The organism is Coleofasciculus sp. G3-WIS-01 (genome assembly GCF_040223135.1).
In the GTDB taxonomy this organism is placed as follows: Bacteria; Cyanobacteriota; Cyanobacteriia; order Cyanobacteriales; family Coleofasciculaceae; genus Coleofasciculus.
In genome coordinates this window covers 1-18,029 of the sequence record NZ_JAVJZI010000028.1, presented here as the reverse complement: position 1 = coordinate 18,029, position 18,029 = coordinate 1, and the positions used below count along the sequence as shown (strand labels likewise).

Sequence of the window (18,029 nt, the reverse complement as noted above, 5' to 3'; positions counted from 1 at the left end):
GCCTGAACTCTGGAAAACTGGTGACGGGTCCATTGATACAGAAACGCTCCCGCCCACTTCCCATCCTTAGTAGAAGAGAGAACCCTTAATCCAATGACTGCTACCGTCAAGAAATTAGTCAACCAGCCCTACAAGTACGGCTTTGTCACCGATATCGAAGCCGACACCATTCCCCGTGGCTTGAATGAAGACGTAGTCCGCCTGATCTCCGCCAAGAAGAACGAACCGGAGTTCATGCTGGAGTTTCGCCTCAAAGCCTATCGCCAATGGTTAAAGATGGAGGAACCAACGTGGCCCCACGTTAACTATCCGCCCATCGACTACCAGAATATCATTTACTACTCCGCCCCGAAAAAGAAAACCGAAAAGCTCAACAGCCTGGAAGAGGTTGACCCAGCCCTCCTAGAAACCTTTGAAAAGCTGGGGATTCCCCTATCTGAACAGAAGCGACTGTCCAACGTCGCTGTAGATGCTATTTTTGACAGCGTTTCCGTCGCCACCACATTTAAAGAAAAATTAGCCGAAGTCGGCGTTATCTTCTGTTCCATCTCCGAAGCGCTGCAAGAACACCCAGAACTGGTGCAGAAATATCTGGGTACTGTTGTCCCCGTAGGCGATAATTACTTTGCTGCCCTCAACTCGGCTGTGTTTAGTGACGGTTCCTTTGTATTTATTCCCAAAGGCGTCAAATGTCCCATGGAACTATCCACCTATTTCCGGATTAATACCGGGGACACAGGACAGTTTGAGCGCACCCTGATTGTCGCCGAAGAAGGTAGTTCGGTGAGTTACTTAGAAGGGTGTACAGCGCCTATGTACGACACCAACCAACTCCACGCCGCTGTTGTGGAACTCGTCACCCTAGATAACGCCGATATTAAATACTCCACCGTACAAAACTGGTTTGCAGGTGACGAAAAGGGTAAAGGTGGAATCTATAACTTTGTCACCAAGCGCGGCTTGTGCAAAGGGGTTAACTCCAAGATTTCCTGGACGCAGGTAGAAACCGGTTCAGCGATTACCTGGAAATATCCCAGTTGTGTTCTGGTGGGGGATAACTCCGTGGGTGAGTTTTACTCCGTGGCGTTAACCAATAACATGCAGCAAGCCGACACCGGCACTAAAATGGTGCATATTGGCAAAAATACCCGTAGCACTATTATTTCTAAAGGAATTTCCGCTGGTAATTCTAAGAATAGCTATCGGGGTTTAGTGAAAGTGAGTCCGAAAGCAAAAGGGGCGCGGAATTATTCCCAGTGCGATTCCATGTTGATTGGCGATAGGGCTGAGGCGAATACTTTCCCCTATATTCAAGTTGAAAATAATACGGCTAAAGTCGAACACGAAGCCTCAACCTCGAAAATTGGCGAGGATCAGCTTTTTTACTTTACTCAACGCGGAATCTCAGAAGAAGATGCTGTTTCCATGATGGTTAGTGGGTTCTGTCAGGATGTCTTCAATAAATTGCCGATGGAATTCGCCGCTGAAGCCGATAAATTATTGAGTCTGAAATTAGAAGGAGCCGTGGGTTAGGTTGAGTGTTGAGTGTTGACACGTACCATGGCGCGTCTTTCCGGGGCGGGTTTTACTACTCTTGTTCCGTTGCACCCAGATGTGACTCGCGCCCGCCCCGACCAGCTACATCTGGAACACCCTATCTCCCTTATCCCAAATAATCATTGATCTGAATTGGTGAAAACTTGTAATGATTAGAGAAAATAGCGACGTAATCTTATCCGTCCGCAATTTGACGGCAAATGTTGAAGGACAACAAATCCTCAAGGGCTTAAACCTAGAGGTGAAGGCGGGAGAAATTCACGCCATCATGGGGCAAAATGGCTCAGGTAAAAGCACCTTTTCCAAGCTTTTAGCGGGACATCCCGCCTACGAAATCACCGGGGGCGAGGTGATATTTCTGGGGCAGAATCTGCTGGAACTCGAACCAGAAGAACGGGCATTAGCTGGCATTTTTCTAGCATTTCAGTATCCATTAGAAATTCCTGGGGTGAGTAATTTAGACTTCTTGCGCGTCGCTTATAATTCCCGCCGTAAGCATCAGGGATTAGAGGAAATTGATACGTTTGACTTTGAAGACCTAATCGAGGAAAAGCTGGAAATTGTCAAGATGAATCCCAGCTTCCTGGAGCGCAGTTTAAATGAAGGCTTCTCTGGCGGCGAGAAGAAGCGGAATGAGATTCTGCAAATGGCGTTGTTAGAACCCAAACTGGCGATTCTGGATGAGACGGATTCCGGTTTGGATATTGACGCCCTCAAGATTGTCGCCAACGGGGTGAATCAGTTAGCAAATCCTGACAATGCCATGATTCTGATTACCCACTACCAACGGATGCTCAATTATATTGAACCCGATTATGTCCATGTCATGGCAGCAGGGCGCATTCTCAAAACCGGGGGTAAGGAATTGGCATTAGAATTAGAATCCCGTGGTTATGATTGGGTGATAGAAGAAGCGGCGGCTGAGGTGATTGCCTGATGAGTATACAACTATCTGCGAAACCGGAAATTTCCTATTTAAAGGCGCTATTAGACGAATGTCGCCAAGATGAACCCGTTGTCGGGGGACAATTAAACCCCACTCTCCAGCAACTGCGCGACCAAGCGGCGGCGATTGTGCAAGAATTAGCAATTCCGACTCGTCGCGATGAAGAATGGCGGTTTACGGATTTGTCGTCGTTATTGGCGGTGAATTTTCAAGGGGTGGAGACGTTTTTTGAGCAATTTCTGCAACACTTAGACTTGACTTCCCTCACCCTACCCGAAACCCCGAATAGTCGATTAGTCTTCGTCAATGGGGTGTATGCGCCGGTTTTATCGTCGGTAAGTGGATTACCCGAAGGCGTATATGTGGGGAATTTGGCGGGTTTACCTGGGGCGTATGCAGGGAAAATCCAAAATTATTTGGGGAAGCAACAGGGCGCTTGTGATGTCTTCACCGCCCTAAATACATCGGGACTCACGGATGCGGCGGTGGTGTGGGTTCCCAAAAATAGAATAGTCGAGACACCGATTCATCTGCTGTTTATTTCCACGACTGACGAAGTACCTGTAATATGCCAACCGCGCTGTCTGGTGGTTGCTGAAGCGGGTTCGGTGGTGAATCTGATTGAACATTACGCGGCGAATGTAGAAGGATGTCCAGATATTCCGGTGAATCGTCCTTATTTCAATAACCCAGTGACGGAGATTTGGCTTGAGGAGGGTTCCCAAGTTATCCATACCCGGAATCAGCGAGAAGCGATTGATGGGTTCCACATTGGTAAAACAGCGGTAAGTCAAGCCCGGAATAGCCGCTATACTTGTAACGCGATTAGTTTAGGGGCGAAACTATCTCGGCATAATTTAGAAATCGTGCAAACGGGTGAGGCGACAGAAACCACGCTCAACGGTTTAACTATGATTGGTGGGGAACAGGTGGCAGATACCCATAGTGCTGTGCTGTTAAATCATCCATACAGCATAACCAACCAGTTGCACAAATGTATCATAGATGACCGGGCGCACGGAGTATTCAATGGTAAGGTTTTCGTGCCCCAAGGGGCTCAATTCACCAATGCGGCTCAATTGAATCGCAATTTATTGCTTTCGGCGAAAGCCCGTGTGGATACCAAACCGCAACTGGAAATTACGGCTGACCAAGTTAAATGTTCTCACGGTGCGACAGTGAGTCAATTAGACCCAGAAGATGTGTTTTATTTACAAAGTCGAGGACTGAATGAAACTAATGCCCGGAATTTGTTAATTGATGCCTTTGTAGCGGAGATTCTCCAGGGAATTCCTGTGGAATCCCTGGGGCAAAGACTTGCCCAGTGTGCGATGTGTAGAACAATGTAGTCCCAAAATATGTAGAGACGTGCCATGGCACGTCTTTCCGGGGCGGGTTTAGGGATTAAGGTGAATGTCACGCTCCTGGTATGCTGGTGGGCAATGCCCACCCTACCGTATATCAAAGGTTTTGGTGATCTCACACTGTTTATTTCAGTGCCATTCGGATTAAGGTTGATTGTTTTATCTAGTTTTTAGGCAAAACCCGTCCTGAATCTGAGTATTGATTTCTATAATTCTTTGACGAATGACAAATGACAAATAAAAAATGACCAATAACAAATGACGAATAACCAATGACCATCACCCAAGAAAAAACCCTAGCTGCTATCGTCCGTTCTGACTTTCCCATTTTGCAGGAGAAAGTTCACGATAAACCATTAATTTATCTTGACAGTGCTGCTACCTCTCAGAAGCCTTTGGCGGTGCTTAAGGCGCTGCAAAATTACTATGAAAGGGATAACGCCAATGTCCACCGAGGTGCTCATGCGCTGAGTGTGAGGGCGACAGAAGCGTATGAGTCGGCGCGGGATAAGGTGGCGGCGTTTGTGAATGCGGCGTCGCGGAATGAGATTGTTTTTACCCGGAATGCCTCAGAATCGATTAATCTGGTGGCGTATAGCTGGGGTTTAAATCGTTTGCAGCGAGGGGATGAGATCATTCTCTCGGTGATGGAACATCACAGCAACTTGGTTCCCTGGCAAATCATTGCCCAGAAGACGGGGGCGGTGTTGAAGTATGTGGAACTGACGGAAACTCAGGAGTTTGATTTAGAACAGTTCAAGTCTCTGATTTCTGAGAAGACGAAGTTAGTTAGTGTGGTGCATGTCTCGAATACCTTGGGATGTATTAACCCAGTCCAAGAGATTATTGCGATCGCACATCAGTATGGCGCTAAGGTATTGATTGATGCTTGTCAATCTGTCCCCCATACACCCATTGATGTGCAGGGGATGGGTTGTGACTGGTTAGTGGCATCGGGTCACAAAATGTGTGCGCCTACAGGGATTGGTTTCTTGTATGGGAAATTAGATTTGCTGCTGGAAATGCCGCCGTTTATGGGTGGGGGTGAGATGATTTCGGAAGTCTTTCTCGACTATTCCACCTACGCCGAATTGCCCCACAAATTTGAAGCGGGAACACCTGCGATTGGGGAAGCGATCGCGCTGGGTGCGGCGGTAGACTATTTAATGGGGATTGGTATGGATAAAATCCATGCTTATGAGGAGGAACTTACGGCGTATTTGTTCCAGCAGTTACGGGATGTTCCTGATTTGACTCTGTATGGTCCTCAACCGACAGCAGATGGGAAAGGAAGGGCTGCTTTGGCATCGTTTAATGTTGAGGGATTGGCGTCGAGTGATGTGTCTACGTTATTAGACCATGAAGGGGTGGCGATTCGTTCGGGTCATCATTGTACTCAGCCGTTGCACCGTATTTTAGAGGTAATGGGTTCGGCGCGGGCGAGTTTGTATTTCTACAATACGCGGGAAGAGATTGATGTTTTTGTTCAGGCGTTGAAAGAGACGATTGATTTTTTTAAAAGTGTTATGGAGTAGAGTTGTGGGGTGGGCGTTGCCTACCCTACGGTTTTTTGGGGTTAGGGATTTATATTTTTTTTTAACGCAGAGGGACGCAGAGGTAAGCGCAGAGGGACGCAGAGGTTTTTGAGGGGAATAGGTATTGTTGCCATGATTTTAACATCGCAGGTTCTCAGGGTGGGTAAGATTTAGGATATCCTACCAATATAATACATCTGTCACATCTAGGATGCGATCGGGGCGGGTTTATAAAATTAAATGGTGAGTCACATCAGTTGGTTGTCAAACCCGCCCCTACAAAAGACGCGATCGCACAAACTTAACACCGTAGGCGCAAGCTATATTTTACCCTGTCCTTTTCCTTTCTTTTTAGACTTTTTCAGATAAGACTTAGCCCAAGCATACCGCTGCGGATCTTTTTTGAGTAAATAGTTCACAACTTCGCGGCGCTTGTTCTCATCTTTAGCCGTTTTCACCACTCGCTTCATCTCCGCATCCTGATCTCTGGGAGAAGCCCCACGTTTAATTGCCTTTTCAAACCAATCCTCTCCTTTTAAATACTGCCCCCTTTCAAAACAAATTGCTCCCATTAAGGTGTAAGGGTGATGGCTACTTGGCTGATACTCAATCGCTTTAAGCGCACATTTTTCGGCTTTCTTTAATTCATCAATGTCTCGAAATGCTCCACCCCTAGTGGTTAGTAATGCTGATTTGAGCTTATTTTCTTTAATTTTGTCAAAGTTGAGGTTTTCTGTCAGTTTTAATGCCTGTCTGGGTTTATCTGCCTTACGCCAATGACTGCTAGCATTGGGCAAATTCCATTTGTTGCCAGTGCGCTGGTACTCTTGTTCGTAAAAATTGGCTTCAATTTTGTGGTAGGCGATCGCAATTTTCCCAGATAACAGTGAAAGCCATTCATAAATTTTATTCTCCTGAAGCCAAGCCACATCCTTTGGTTCCAAACGTTCGGCTTTCTTTAACTTTTGCAGAATCGCATATAAAGGGCTAGAGGGAGATGTATCTTTATAGTCCGAAACATCATACTTAGACTTGAGAGTCGCGAAGTGTTTGGCTTGCGCGATCGCAATTATATTCTCCCGTCCATTATTTTTCAGCCAGTCTACCTCTGACTCCTCCAGTTTATCTCCTAATTCAATCTTGGACTTTAGCGTCGCTGCGTATTGCTCTTGAGCGATGGTAATTATATCAGTTAATTGACGCTTTTTTAGAAAATTAATATCCTGTTCACCTAGCGGATGTTCTGATTCAAGTTTTTTCAGGACTTTGTATAGGTGACTAGAGGGTGATGAATCTTCGTATTGGCTCGCTTTATACTTTGTTTTCAGTTCAGTAAAGTGCCGCGTCTGTTCCAACTGCTGAACAATATCAAGGGTTTCAATCAGTTGATGCGCTTCTAGCCAGTCTATTTGTGACTTACTTAACGGCTGATCTGCCTCAAGGTTTTTTAGAATGAGATACAGTGGACTGGATACAGACGAATTTGGGTGTTTAGTCGCTTGGTAATTATCCTTTAGTTGAGAAAATTCAGATTCCATTACCGCTTCTTGTTCCTGGATAACTGTCAAAGTTTCAAATAGCTCATGTTCGTTGAGCCAGGTAATATCTGAATCACGTAACGGTTCTTTTGCCTCCAGTTTTTTTAAGATTTGATACAACCGACTATCAGGAAATGTATCTTGATATTTAGTCGCTTTGTACTTTGTTTTTAATGTATAAAAATGTTTGATTGTTTGAGCGATTGCAATTGTCTCATCATACCCACAATGTTTAAGCCATTTTATTTCCGAATCACTTAGCTTATTTTCATAGTCTAACTTACGAAGTATAAAGTAAAGCGGAGTTGATTCCCAAGGAATAGAGTGTTTTGTGGCTGTATACTTAGATTTTAAATGCTCAAAGTCACTTTCTAATTCTCTAATTTCTCGATTTTTTTGTTTTCTCTGTATTTGTTGCTTACGGATAGCTTTAATTGTTTCAAAAAGGTTACGCTCTATGAGCCAAATTGCCTCTATCTCGGCTAGCTGAATTCCCAAGTCAGCTTTCTGAAGGATGAAATACAGCAGACTCGCGGGGGATGAGTCTTCATAATCGCTGGCTTTGTACTTAGACTTAAGGGTAGCAAAGTGTTCTACCCGTGTTTGATGCTCGTCAGTCATATTGGGTCAATCCTTTCTCTTTCAGCCAATAGTCCTAAAAGTCTATCCTATTCCAATTCATATACCCTAATATTATATATTTTTTTCAAATCAATAAAGGCGCAAGCATTGCGCCCCTCAAGTTAGGTGAACCCTTAGCACTAGGAAATCACTACACTCCAAAATTCTCTGCGAACCTCTGCGCTACCCTCTGCGAACCTCTGCGTTAAAAAAATATATTCCTTCCCCTCCATAACCTTACATTTCCCCAACTAAGAACTAGCACTTTCTACTTTCAACGGATACTGCTTCAACACCTCCTTTAAATACATCCCCGTATAGGATTTTTCATTCTCCGCCACATCCTCCGGTGTCCCCACCGCAATCACTTCTCCGCCTTTATCCCCACCTTCAGGACCCAAATCAATCACCCAATCACTACAACGAATCACATCTAAATTATGCTCAATCACCAACACCGAATTCCCCTTATCCACCAATCGCTGTAACACATTTAACAAATGATGCACATCATAAAACGATAACCCCGTTGTCGGTTCATCAATTAAATACAACGTCTTTCCTGTCGCTCGTCGCGATAACTCTGTCGCCAATTTCACCCGCTGCGCTTCTCCCCCGGATAAGGTAGGTGCAGGTTGTCCTAAATGTACATATCCTAACCCTACATCCACGAGAGTTTGTAAACGATTCACCCCACGGGGGATATTCTTAAATACCTCTAACGCCTCCTCCACTGTCATATTTAAAACATCAGCAATCGAATATCCCTTATATTTCACCTGTAAGGTTTCTCGGTTATATCTTGCGCCTTTACATACCTCACATTGCACATAAACATCGGGGAGGAAATTCATTTCAATTACATTAACTCCCTGTCCGGCACAGGCTTCGCAGCGTCCCCCTTTAACGTTAAAAGAAAACCGTCCGGCTTTATACCCTCTAGCTTTGGCTTCAATAGTTTCCGCAAAGAGTCCGCGAATCACATCAAATACCCCGGTATAGGTGGCGGGATTAGAACGGGGGGTTCTACCAATTGGGGATTGATCAATGACAATTGCTTTATCTACCCCATTCAATCCCTTGACCTTATCTAACTCTTTGGGAAACGGTACATTGCGACTCAGGTGATTTTGTAACGCCGGATAAAGGAGTTCGTTGACTAACGTGGATTTACCCGAACCGGAAACTCCGGTAATGCAAACCAACTTACCCAAAGGAATCTCCACATCGATATGTTTAAGATTATTTCGATGAGCATTTTTAATCACCAGCGATCGCGCGTTACCTTTGCGCCGTTCCCCTGGTGTTTCAATTCTCTGGCGTCCAGATAAATAAGCTCCCGTTAACGAGGTTTCACTATTGAGTAATTCGGTGAAATTTCCCTGAACCACAATGTCGCCACCATGAATTCCCGCTTTTGGACCAATATCAATAATCCAATCAGCCGTGCGAATGGTTTCTTCATCATGTTCCACCACAATTAAGGTATTACCCAAATCGCGCAATTTCTGCAAGGTTGCTAATAACCGCCCATTATCCCGTTGATGTAACCCAATACTCGGTTCATCTAATACGTATAAAACCCCCGTCAATCCTGCGCCAATCTGAGTTGCTAGCCGAATTCGTTGGGCTTCTCCTCCAGAAAGGGTCATCGCCGCCCGATCTAGTGTGAGATAATCTAAGCCAACATCTAAGAGAAATTGCAATCGAGCTTTAATTTCTTTGAGGGCGAGTTCGCCTATTTTTGCCTGACGGGATGAGAGTTGAAATTGGTCAATCCGTTGGCGACTTTCCTCAATGGAAACCTCAATTAAATCGGTAATCCGATACTGTCCTAGCCTTACCGCTAGGGCTTCCGGCTTTAACCGTTTCCCTTTACAGACTTCACAGGGTTGATCTACTAAATATTGCTCTAATTTCTGTTTATAGGTATCGGAATTGGTTTCGTCATATTGCTTTTGCAGGATCGGAAGTACCCCCCGATAACGGCGGTAATCGTTAAATTCTTCGATCCAAATCGGATTATCCGCCCCGTAGAGAATCACCTGTTTCTGTTCGGGTGTTAGTTTCTGCCACGGTGTTCCCAGTTCAAAACCATAAGCTTGTCCGATATTGTAAAGCAGGGATAGATAATAGGAATTATCTCGATCCGACCAAGGCGCGATCGCACAGTATATGGGTTGGCTGGGTTCGGGGATGACAAGTTCTGGAGAAAAGGTGCGTAAATTACCTAATCCGTGACAGTGAGGACAAGCGCCATAGGGGGAGTTAAAGGAAAAGAGTCTAGGGGATAATTCCTCCATGACAGCGCCATGTTCTGGACAAGCAAAGTTTTCTGAAAAGACGATTTCTTGGGGGATTTGTTGTTCGGAAGAGGTTGCATTTTTGGCGTCAGTACGTATATAATTTGAGTCTGGTCGGACTCCGGCTGACTCTGCCGATGTATCATTTAATACCTGGATCACCGCAATTCCACTGCTAAGCTTGAGACAAGTTGCGAGGGAGTCGGTTAAACGTTCCTGTAGTCCAGGCTTTTTGATTAAGCGGTCAATTACGACTTCAATGGTGTGGGTATAATTTTTATCCAACTCAATTGGATCAGAAAGAGATTGGATCACGCCATCGACGCGGACGCGCACAAATCCTTCAGCGGCTAAACTGGAGAGTAGCTTCTTGTGTGTGCCTTTTTTACCCCGGACGACAGGGGCGAGGATATGGAACTTGGTGCGATCGGGGAGTTCCAGAACGCGATCGCACATTTGGTCAATGGTTTGAGGGGCGATGTTGCGATCGCAGATCGGACAGTGGGGTTCTCCGGCTCGACCAAATAATAGGCGCAGGTAATCGTAAATCTCGGTAACTGTACCCACGGTGGAACGAGGATTATTGGAGGTGGATTTTTGGTCAATGGAGATAGCAGGGCTTAAGCCTTCAATGGCGTCTACATCGGGTTTATCGAGTTGTCCCAGGAATTGACGGGCATAAGCGCTGAGGGATTCGACGTAGCGGCGTTGTCCTTCAGCGAAGATGGTATCGAAGGCGAGAGAGGATTTGCCGGAACCGGAGACGCCTGTGAAGACGATTAAGCGATCGCGCGGGAGATCGAGGTTAATGTTTTTTAGGTTATGTTGTCTGGCTCCCCGGATGCGGATGGTGTTGCTGGGGGGTTGGTTTCCATTGAGGGATGGGGTAGGGTTGGAGGCAATCTTGGTCAGATCAGACATGAGGGTAATGGCGGGTAGTAGTCTTTGATGATCTTAGCGTTGCCTCTGCCATTGGTTGTGAGGGGGCGTTGTTCTTGCTTTTTACGGTATGTGGTGTCTCTGTAGGGGCGGGTTTCATGACTATCTTTTCGGTTGCACCTAGATGTGAATAAACCCGCCCGGACTTTTGTTGGTTTCTAGATTTCTCTTGAAAAGTTGGGTTGTTTTTGGGGATTTATTTCTGCTAGTAATATGTTTTTTTAACGCAGAGGGGCGCAGAGGTTTACGCAGAGGGACGCAGAGGGTTTTGATGCGATAGTATATGAGATGATAATTTATAGTTGAGGTCAAGTTATGAGTTATAGAAATATCATCACCATCGAACCGGGTAAGCGTGGCGGGAAGCCTTGTATTAGACGAATGCGGATTACTGTGTATGATGTGTTGGGCTGGTTGGCGGCGGGAATGTCCCATGCAGAAATTTTAGATGATTTCCCGGAGTTGACAGAGGAAGATATCCGAGCGTGTTTGGCATTTGCGGCTGATCGGGAACGTCGTATTATTGCTGTGGTAGGTGATACTTGAAGCTATTGTTTGACCAAAACCTAAGCCGTAAACTGGTGACTCGGCTTGCAGATATTTTCCCAGATTCTAGTCATGTTCAATTTGAGGGTATGACTATAGAATTCCACGACCTTCTTTTCTGCTCAAATACGCAGCTAATTGAGCCGGTGATTTTAATTTAAACAGTTGCGGACATTTTGGATGAGGACACGCTAGAAAAAACATATCTAAAGCAACACCCTTATGTTCACGTTTTTCTCTGAGAATCATAGGTACATAATGAATGGGGCATAGAACTTCATTATCCTTATCTCTTAAGTGATATTTAACTCGATTTATTGTTGATTTTTGAACCGATTTTTCATTAAATATTCTAGATAGATCAGATTGGGAAAGTTGAAACTCAAAAATATCTGACTTGTGAAGTAAAGCAGTATCCTTTGCTTGAAATTTTTGCGTTGCGTTGCACTTAAAAGGTAGATTACTATAATAACCAGTACAAGACCAGAAGAAGTCATCAAGGCAATATAAACTACCATCTAAGCGTTTTCTAGATTGCAGAATCATTGGTTTTCCGCATCCTGGTTCTGCACATTTTTTTTCAAGGACTACCTGACCCATGTGATACTGAAGTACATGGATACTGTCATTTTTTAGAACTGAAGTTTCATAATTATCAGGGTTTTTATATTGCTCCTCTGCAATTTCTTTTTTCTTTGCTTTTTGATAATCATTAAATTTTTCATTTCGCAAAAATTCCAGATACTCTAAATGTTCATTGTCTGAGATTGGTACATAAATATCACGCTGTTTCTTCCGTTCAAGGTCAACAATTTCAGTATCTATAATTTCAATATCATTGATAATGTCTTTAGGAGTTTTGTTAGTGCGCTCACTATATCCACCGTGATTTGATGCATTCTCTTTACTACGAGAAGTCCATTGCTCAATGACTTCTCGACAAGCCACCCTCGCAAACTCTGTAATAATAATTGTACCGATTGCAAAAATTGCCTCAAGTAACATGGAAAATCAAGAACAAAAATATTATGATTTTATTTTATTGGATTACCATATCTCGCGTCAACTATTAGAGGTGCTATTTGTTCTGCTCATATACTGATGACGATTTCTGACTTTTCACGCACGGTATGTAGCGCAACGTGGGTGTTGAGTGTGTAGGGGCGGGTTTCACGACTATGTTTTTGGTTGCACCCAGATTTTACTAAACCCGCCCCGACTTTCGCAGGTTTCTAGATTTCCGATGAGAAGTCAGGTTATTTTTATTCCTCCGAAAAAATTACTCAGGGTTTATTACTCTCCCAGGCAGCAAATTCTGTTCTTCCGGGTAAAGTCTATAGTATTCTTCTGTCGGGAGCCGCCTGTAAGCATCTCGTGGATATCTTGAAAAGAAATAATCCTCAGCTTGGGTTCTAACCGAACTATAGCGAGAAAGTGCTAGAACAAAGTTATCTCGAAAACCCGTAATTTTTATGGGGAAATACGTTCCTGTAAATAGACTGACAGGATTCATTAGTTGTATCTCTTGCCCTAGTTCAATATGCTGATTGGAAATCGCGCCCAATTGAACAAGTGCAGGCGGGTAGTTACGGGTATCTACCGGAACATAGGGAAGGGGCATCCAAACTTGTGTGTTCATAATTAAATTGTTGATATCTCTGACTTGTTTACGGGTATTTCCCAAGATGCTTAATTATCCATGTTAGCTAAATCTAAAAACTATCTTCGTTGCTCAATCCCAGTCTACGCCGCATTTCTGTGCCAGAAATTCCTCCCTCAGCGCGACGACGTTCCCGTGAACGCTCAATTAACTCAATAAATTGAGGATTGGTACTTAGTGAAATTGTCTCCATATCGACATTTTCTAATGTTATCAAAGCGGCAATAGGTTGACCGTTGCTGGTAATGATAACAGGTTCCTCAGCTAGCTCAGAGGTATATTCAGCTAGTGTTGCGTTTGCCTGTCCAATTTCCACAATTTTCATAGGTCATAAATCTCCCCAGCGATACGGACTTGATTGCGTTCCTTGATACCGACGGCATTGATATACACAACAGCGTCGGGCTCCTCTTCTATATCATAGTAGACGCGCAAATTACCAATGCGAAGTTCCCAAGGAGCAAGGGGATTAGGGCGCATTAGCTTTCGGTTTTTTGTCTCAACTGTCGGTTGATACATCAGTTGCTCATCGACAGTATCCAAGACAATCGCCTGCTGTCGAGCCGTTAGGTATTGTAGATGTGTCTCTGATTCTGGTGAGTATTCGATGCGGTAAGCCATACCTCTATTAGCGTAAGTTGGCTTAATATTACAATATCCAATATCTAATAAAATGATGCCAACCCAACTTGGGGAATTGTGGAAAGTGCGGAGTGCGATCGCGTCAGAAGTTGTCTTAGCCATTAGCCAAGGATGCTCTGGGAACAGGCGCTCCCCTTAACATTCCTTCTGTACTCAAATCCTCATCTATCTCTTCCCAGTGAATCCCATAACCTCCACCGCATACTTCCCATTTTTCCCGTTGTTCAGACGTAGCATTCAGTAATCTTGGATACCAAGTGAGAGGAACAGAAATTACCCGCCCATCCATGAGATCTACAGTTATTGTTTCCTCTGTAAAGTAGACGTTTTTAACTCTCTCGTCAGCTCGAATCGCCAAAATACCCATACCACGCCTCCAACAGTGTTTGCTGATTTGCTTGTATTATTGATTGTATTTTATAGATAATGCCTAATATAGAACTTGGTCAACAGACTTTCCTACTCTGGAAGAGATTCGTGCTGAATCAGGAGAAGACATCAGACGGGAGAGTTTTTGAATGTACGTTTTAGATACAAATACCCTGATCTACTACTTTAAAGGTTAAGGAATTTTCCAGGGTGTCAGGACTCGCGATCGCAGACTGGTCTTGACTATGCCGATAATTTATCATCGGCAATAAAACATTCTAGTCCCACCCAAGGATTTAGCTGGTTTCTAATGTATTCTTAATCCAAATAATTAGTGTTTTCCTCTGGATAAAACCAACTATAATCACTTTATTTAGGTGGATGGGTTTCAGAATTGAGTTGGAGTTAGCTAAAATAGCGATCGCATTCCTTATTCTTTAAATAAGTAAATTAAAATGATTAAAAAAAATCTCAGCTTTAGTTGCTTCCTAGTTGTCAAAGTAATTTCAATTTGCTACTCTTGTAGGACATGTCCTAAGCTCTCTTCCGGAGTCGCTCTAGAGCCTACACCATACTGTAATCAGTTGGTGTAGGAGTATGTCACTCGAAGTTCTCAGTACCGCCAATAATTAATCGGGTGGAAATCAAATCAGTCATCAGTCAATGATAGGGGCGGGTTTAGGGACTAAAGCCAGCTATTCACCGATAAATGAACAACTTGCACCCGCCCTTATCCCTAAATCGAATGCCACTGACTGGTATGCTGGTGGGCAATGCCCACCCTACGGTCTATCAAAGGTTTCGGCGATTCCCTAATGCTTATTTCAGTGCCATTATCCCGAAATCAGGTAGAGACGTGTAATGATACCATCAAGCGTCGTCTAATGCGGCAATACCGGGAAGATCCTTACCTTCAAGTAATTCCAGACTCGCCCCACCACCTGTGGAGATATGGCTCATTTGATCAGCCACACCGACTTTTTCCACAGCCGCAACCGAGTCACCACCACCGATAATCGTGGTTGTGCCTTTCTTGGTCAGATCGGCTAGAGTCCGCGCGATCGCTTCAGTACCAGCGGCAAACTTATCAAACTCAAATACCCCCATCGGTCCATTCCAGATCACCGACTTACAATCGCCTAATGCGTCTTGGAAGAATTTCACCGAATCAGGACCAATATCTAGCCCCATCCATCCATCAGGAATCGATTCAATGCTTACGGTTTGGGAATTGGCGTCAGCGGCAAAGTTATCGGCAATCACGACATCTGTGGGTAAGAGTAAGTCAACCCCTTTTTCCTTTGCCTTGGCTTCCAAGGATTTTGCCAACTCCAGCTTATCCTCTTCCACCAGCGACTTGCCGACACTCAAGCCACGGGCTTTATAGAAGGTGAAAATCATACCACCACCAATCAGCAGTTTATCAACTTTATCCAGTAAGGTTTCAATTACGCCAATCTTACTCGACACCTTAGAGCCACCAATAATCGCGGCTAAAGGCTTCTGTGGATTTTCGATCGCATTTTGCAGATACTGGAGTTCTTTCTCAATTAAGTATCCCGCCACGGAGGGCTTCAGGTAATGGGTGACCCCTTCTGTCGAAGCATGGGCGCGGTGTGCCGTACCAAAGGCATCATTGACATAAACATCGGCTAGGGCGGCTAACTTTTTGGTAAACTCCGGATCATTCTTTTCTTCCCCTGGGTGGAAGCGGAGATTTTCTAGTAACGCCACCTGACCATTATCCAGGCTGTCAATCTGAGACTTAACCGCATCGCCAATACAGTCATCGCACTTGATCACCGTTTGACCCAGTAATTCGGAAAGACGATTTGCCACGGGTGTTAGGCGCAGGCTGTCTTTCACTTGTCCTTTAGGACGCCCTAAGTGGCTACACAGAACCACCTTGGCATTCTTTTTGATTAAATCCTGGATCGTTGGTAAAGCCGCCCGGATGCGGGTATCATCGGTGATCGTGCCATTCTCATCCAGTGGCACATTTAGGTCGGCTCGCACCAATACCCGTTTTCCAGCTAAATCGGACTCACTTAAATTTGCTACAGTTTTTTTGGACACAGTAATACTCTCCTCTAATTGCCTGTATCTGATGCTTTGCGCTCGGATCGCGTGCCAGTGGTTGTATGCTTAATGATTACCCCCAGATGTATATCTATAGAGCAATCAACTCAATCATTAGGGTCAAGAGTATTTATTCTCTTTTCCCGTCCACATTTTACCGGAGTCCGTGTCTCTCAAGGTGATTACAATGTTTAAGACTGTCTTATTTCCCCTTGACCAAAGCCGAGAAGCCCGTGAAGCAGCGGAAGTTGTCGTAAATATCGTCCAAAAGTATGAAAGCAACTTAGTTCTGCTCTCGGTGGTCGAAAAACCCAACCCGGATGACCCATCGCCAAGTCCGGATCTCATGTCCCCGGAGATGGTTGCCGAACTACTCAAAGGCGCTCAAGCGATGTTTAATGAGTATGGGATTACGTCGAAAAGCCTGAGTCGCGAAGGCTCACCCCCGTTTACTATCTGTGATGTCGCCGATGAAATTAATGCCGATCTGATTATTATGGGCTGTCGCGGATTGGGATTAACCGAGGATGGTGCTTCCGAAAGCGTCACCAATCGCGTGATTAATCTGTCACCCTGTCCTGTGCTAGTTGTGCCGTAATTATGACCAATCACCTATGACCAATCACCTATGACCATTCAATGGTATCCCGGACATATTGCTAAAGCCGAACGGCAACTCAAGGAACAGCTTAAACGAGTGGATGTCGTGCTTGAAGTCCGGGATGGGCGGATTCCTCTTGCCACTCATCATCCACAAACCCCTGAGTGGGTGGGGAATAAAAGCCGAGTTTTAGTGATCAACCGCATGGATCTGATTACGCCGAAGATGCAGCAGTTGTGGACATCCTGGTTTCAAGAGCAAGGGGAAACGCCTTACTGGACCAATGCCCAGCAGGGACAAGGGATGCGGGAGGTCGCTCAAGCCGCGCAGCAAGCTGGAGTACAGATGAATCAGCGGCGTCAAAATCGTGGTCTGCAGCCCCGTCCTGTTCGCGCTGTGGTGATTGGTTTTCCTAATGTGGGTAAATCGGCTCTGATTAATCGACTTTTGGGGCGGCGTGTGGTGGACAGCGCCCGCCGTCCCGGTGTCACTCGTCAACTGCGTTGGGTGCGGATTAGCGATCAGATTGAATTGTTGGATGCACCCGGTGTTATCCCCGCTAAGCTGCACAATCAAGAGAATGCTCTAAAGTTAGCCATCTGTGATGATATTGGTGAGGCGTCTTACGACAATCAGCGGGTTGCTTCGGCTTTTGTGGATTTGCTTAAACAATTGTCGGATATGGCTACAGGCGATCGCACACCCGCTTCTTCTTTAGAAGACCGTTATCATGTAGATACAACTGGGATCACTGGTGAATCCTACTTACAGGTATTGGCACAGACGCGCTACCAAGGCGACGGGGAGCGTGCTGCCCGACAGCTATTGAATGATTTTCGCAAAGGATTACTCGGCGCGATCGCACTGGAATTGCCGCCATCGTAGAGATGCACCATGGCGCGTCTGTTAATAACTGTGTGTTGTTTTATTAAAGGGGTGGGGGGTAATACCCCTCATCGACTAAACTAAGATATAGTAAATGCACCCGATACAAGCGCCCAGCGCGGGCGTTTTTCGTTGTCGGTTGGCGAGGTTGAGCCAAAAATTGTGACGAATCATTACGCTAATCTACGTAAAGATTTAAGACATATTGCTGAGGCAACTTAATAGACGGAGGAAAGAAAATTGAACAAGAGCACCGAAACCCATTCTCAGGACTTACGCACAACCTCGAACAGAGGGTTAACGTTCACCAACCTTGCCCTAAAAGGGACAAGGATTGACCAAGCCAGTTTGGACAACGTAAGCGGTGAATAGCTCGGTTTGAGCCTAGTTCTGGCACAGACTTGGGAATACTTCCCTAGTTCGGACTAGCCTCTAAGCCTAATT

General features: G+C 45.0%; 17 protein-coding genes and 1 pseudogene. 10 read left to right on the top strand and 8 right to left on the bottom strand.

What is annotated here, in order from left to right; genetic code table 11:
- The first annotated feature begins 93 nt into the window (after positions 1-93).
- The 5 genes from sufB to RIM23_RS02875 all read left to right on the top strand — a co-directional run bounded on the left by sufB (position 94) and on the right by RIM23_RS02875 (position 5,402).
- A complete protein-coding gene (gene sufB / locus RIM23_RS02895; RefSeq protein WP_446360260.1) occupies positions 94-1,533 on the top strand; it encodes a Fe-S cluster assembly protein SufB in 1,440 nt (479 codons plus the stop codon).
- Between the two features lie 172 nt (positions 1,534-1,705).
- Positions 1,706-2,494: a Fe-S cluster assembly ATPase SufC gene (gene sufC, locus RIM23_RS02890; protein ID WP_446364293.1), complete on the top strand. Its 789-nt coding sequence runs from the start codon at positions 1,706-1,708 to the stop codon at positions 2,492-2,494.
- Entirely contained in the window at positions 2,494-3,852 is a 1,359-nt protein-coding gene (gene sufD, locus RIM23_RS02885) for a Fe-S cluster assembly protein SufD (RefSeq protein ID WP_446364292.1), read from the top strand. Before sufC ends, sufD begins: the two co-directional genes overlap by 1 nt.
- A 24-nt stretch (positions 3,853-3,876) precedes the next feature.
- Positions 3,877-4,041: a hypothetical protein gene (locus RIM23_RS02880; protein ID WP_446364290.1), complete on the top strand. Its 165-nt coding sequence runs from the start codon at positions 3,877-3,879 to the stop codon at positions 4,039-4,041.
- 98 nt (positions 4,042-4,139) lie between these two features.
- Positions 4,140-5,402: a SufS family cysteine desulfurase gene (locus RIM23_RS02875; protein WP_446364288.1), complete on the top strand. Its 1,263-nt coding sequence runs from the start codon at positions 4,140-4,142 to the stop codon at positions 5,400-5,402.
- A 320-nt stretch (positions 5,403-5,722) separates the two neighbouring features.
- Here the strand turns inward: RIM23_RS02875 and RIM23_RS02870 are convergent, their stop codons facing one another.
- Both RIM23_RS02870 and uvrA read right to left on the bottom strand, forming a co-directional pair.
- The gene (locus RIM23_RS02870; RefSeq protein WP_446364286.1) at positions 5,723-7,561 is read right to left on the bottom strand and encodes a hypothetical protein; all 1,839 of its coding nucleotides are present in this window, start codon (positions 7,559-7,561) and stop codon (positions 5,723-5,725) included.
- A gap of 251 nt (positions 7,562-7,812) precedes the next feature.
- Complete coding sequence (uvrA, locus tag RIM23_RS02865) at positions 7,813-10,785, bottom strand: excinuclease ABC subunit UvrA (protein ID WP_446364284.1); 2,973 nt, start codon at positions 10,783-10,785, stop codon at positions 7,813-7,815.
- 333 nt (positions 10,786-11,118) lie between these two features.
- Between uvrA and RIM23_RS02860 the strand changes: the two genes are divergently transcribed.
- A complete protein-coding gene (locus RIM23_RS02860; RefSeq protein ID WP_446364282.1) occupies positions 11,119-11,349 on the top strand; it encodes a DUF433 domain-containing protein in 231 nt (76 codons plus the stop codon).
- Positions 11,346-11,432: pseudogene (locus RIM23_RS02855) on the top strand (DUF5615 family PIN-like protein); the annotation flags it as partial. The gene RIM23_RS02860 and the pseudogene RIM23_RS02855, both read left to right, overlap by 4 nt.
- Before the next feature lie 10 nt (positions 11,433-11,442).
- On the opposite strand, the gene RIM23_RS02850 reads toward RIM23_RS02855, so the two are convergent.
- The 6 genes from RIM23_RS02850 to RIM23_RS02825 form a co-directional block, all read right to left on the bottom strand.
- Positions 11,443-12,354: a hypothetical protein gene (locus RIM23_RS02850; protein ID WP_446364280.1), complete on the bottom strand. Its 912-nt coding sequence runs from the start codon at positions 12,352-12,354 to the stop codon at positions 11,443-11,445.
- A gap of 274 nt (positions 12,355-12,628) precedes the next feature.
- Positions 12,629-12,988, bottom strand: coding sequence for a hypothetical protein (locus tag RIM23_RS02845; RefSeq protein WP_446364278.1), 360 nt, complete (start codon positions 12,986-12,988; stop codon positions 12,629-12,631).
- 73 nt (positions 12,989-13,061) lie between these two features.
- A complete protein-coding gene (locus RIM23_RS02840; protein ID WP_446361590.1) occupies positions 13,062-13,334 on the bottom strand; it encodes a type II toxin-antitoxin system Phd/YefM family antitoxin in 273 nt (90 codons plus the stop codon).
- Positions 13,331-13,753, bottom strand: a complete 423-nt coding sequence (locus RIM23_RS02835) for a type II toxin-antitoxin system RelE family toxin (protein ID WP_446364276.1) — start codon at positions 13,751-13,753, stop codon at positions 13,331-13,333. The genes RIM23_RS02840 and RIM23_RS02835 overlap by 4 nt, the downstream gene beginning before the upstream one ends.
- On the bottom strand, positions 13,746-14,018 hold the full coding sequence (locus RIM23_RS02830) for a DUF2442 domain-containing protein (protein ID WP_446364274.1): 273 nt from the start codon (positions 14,016-14,018) through the stop codon (positions 13,746-13,748). The genes RIM23_RS02835 and RIM23_RS02830 overlap by 8 nt, the downstream gene beginning before the upstream one ends.
- A gap of 872 nt (positions 14,019-14,890) precedes the next feature.
- The gene (locus RIM23_RS02825; protein WP_446364272.1) at positions 14,891-16,096 is read right to left on the bottom strand and encodes a phosphoglycerate kinase; all 1,206 of its coding nucleotides are present in this window, start codon (positions 16,094-16,096) and stop codon (positions 14,891-14,893) included.
- 190 nt (positions 16,097-16,286) lie between these two features.
- Between RIM23_RS02825 and RIM23_RS02820 the strand changes: the two genes are divergently transcribed.
- The 3 genes from RIM23_RS02820 to RIM23_RS02810 all read left to right on the top strand — a co-directional run bounded on the left by RIM23_RS02820 (position 16,287) and on the right by RIM23_RS02810 (position 17,957).
- Positions 16,287-16,697 carry a universal stress protein gene (locus RIM23_RS02820; protein ID WP_446364270.1) on the top strand — a complete coding sequence of 137 codons (411 nt, stop codon included), beginning with the start codon at positions 16,287-16,289 and terminating at the stop codon, positions 16,695-16,697.
- 30 nt (positions 16,698-16,727) lie between these two features.
- Positions 16,728-17,585, top strand: coding sequence for a ribosome biogenesis GTPase YlqF (gene ylqF, locus RIM23_RS02815; protein ID WP_446364268.1), 858 nt, complete (start codon positions 16,728-16,730; stop codon positions 17,583-17,585).
- 240 nt (positions 17,586-17,825) lie between these two features.
- Entirely contained in the window at positions 17,826-17,957 is a 132-nt protein-coding gene (locus tag RIM23_RS02810; protein WP_446361574.1) for a hypothetical protein, read from the top strand.
- Positions 17,958-18,029 lie beyond the last annotated feature (72 nt).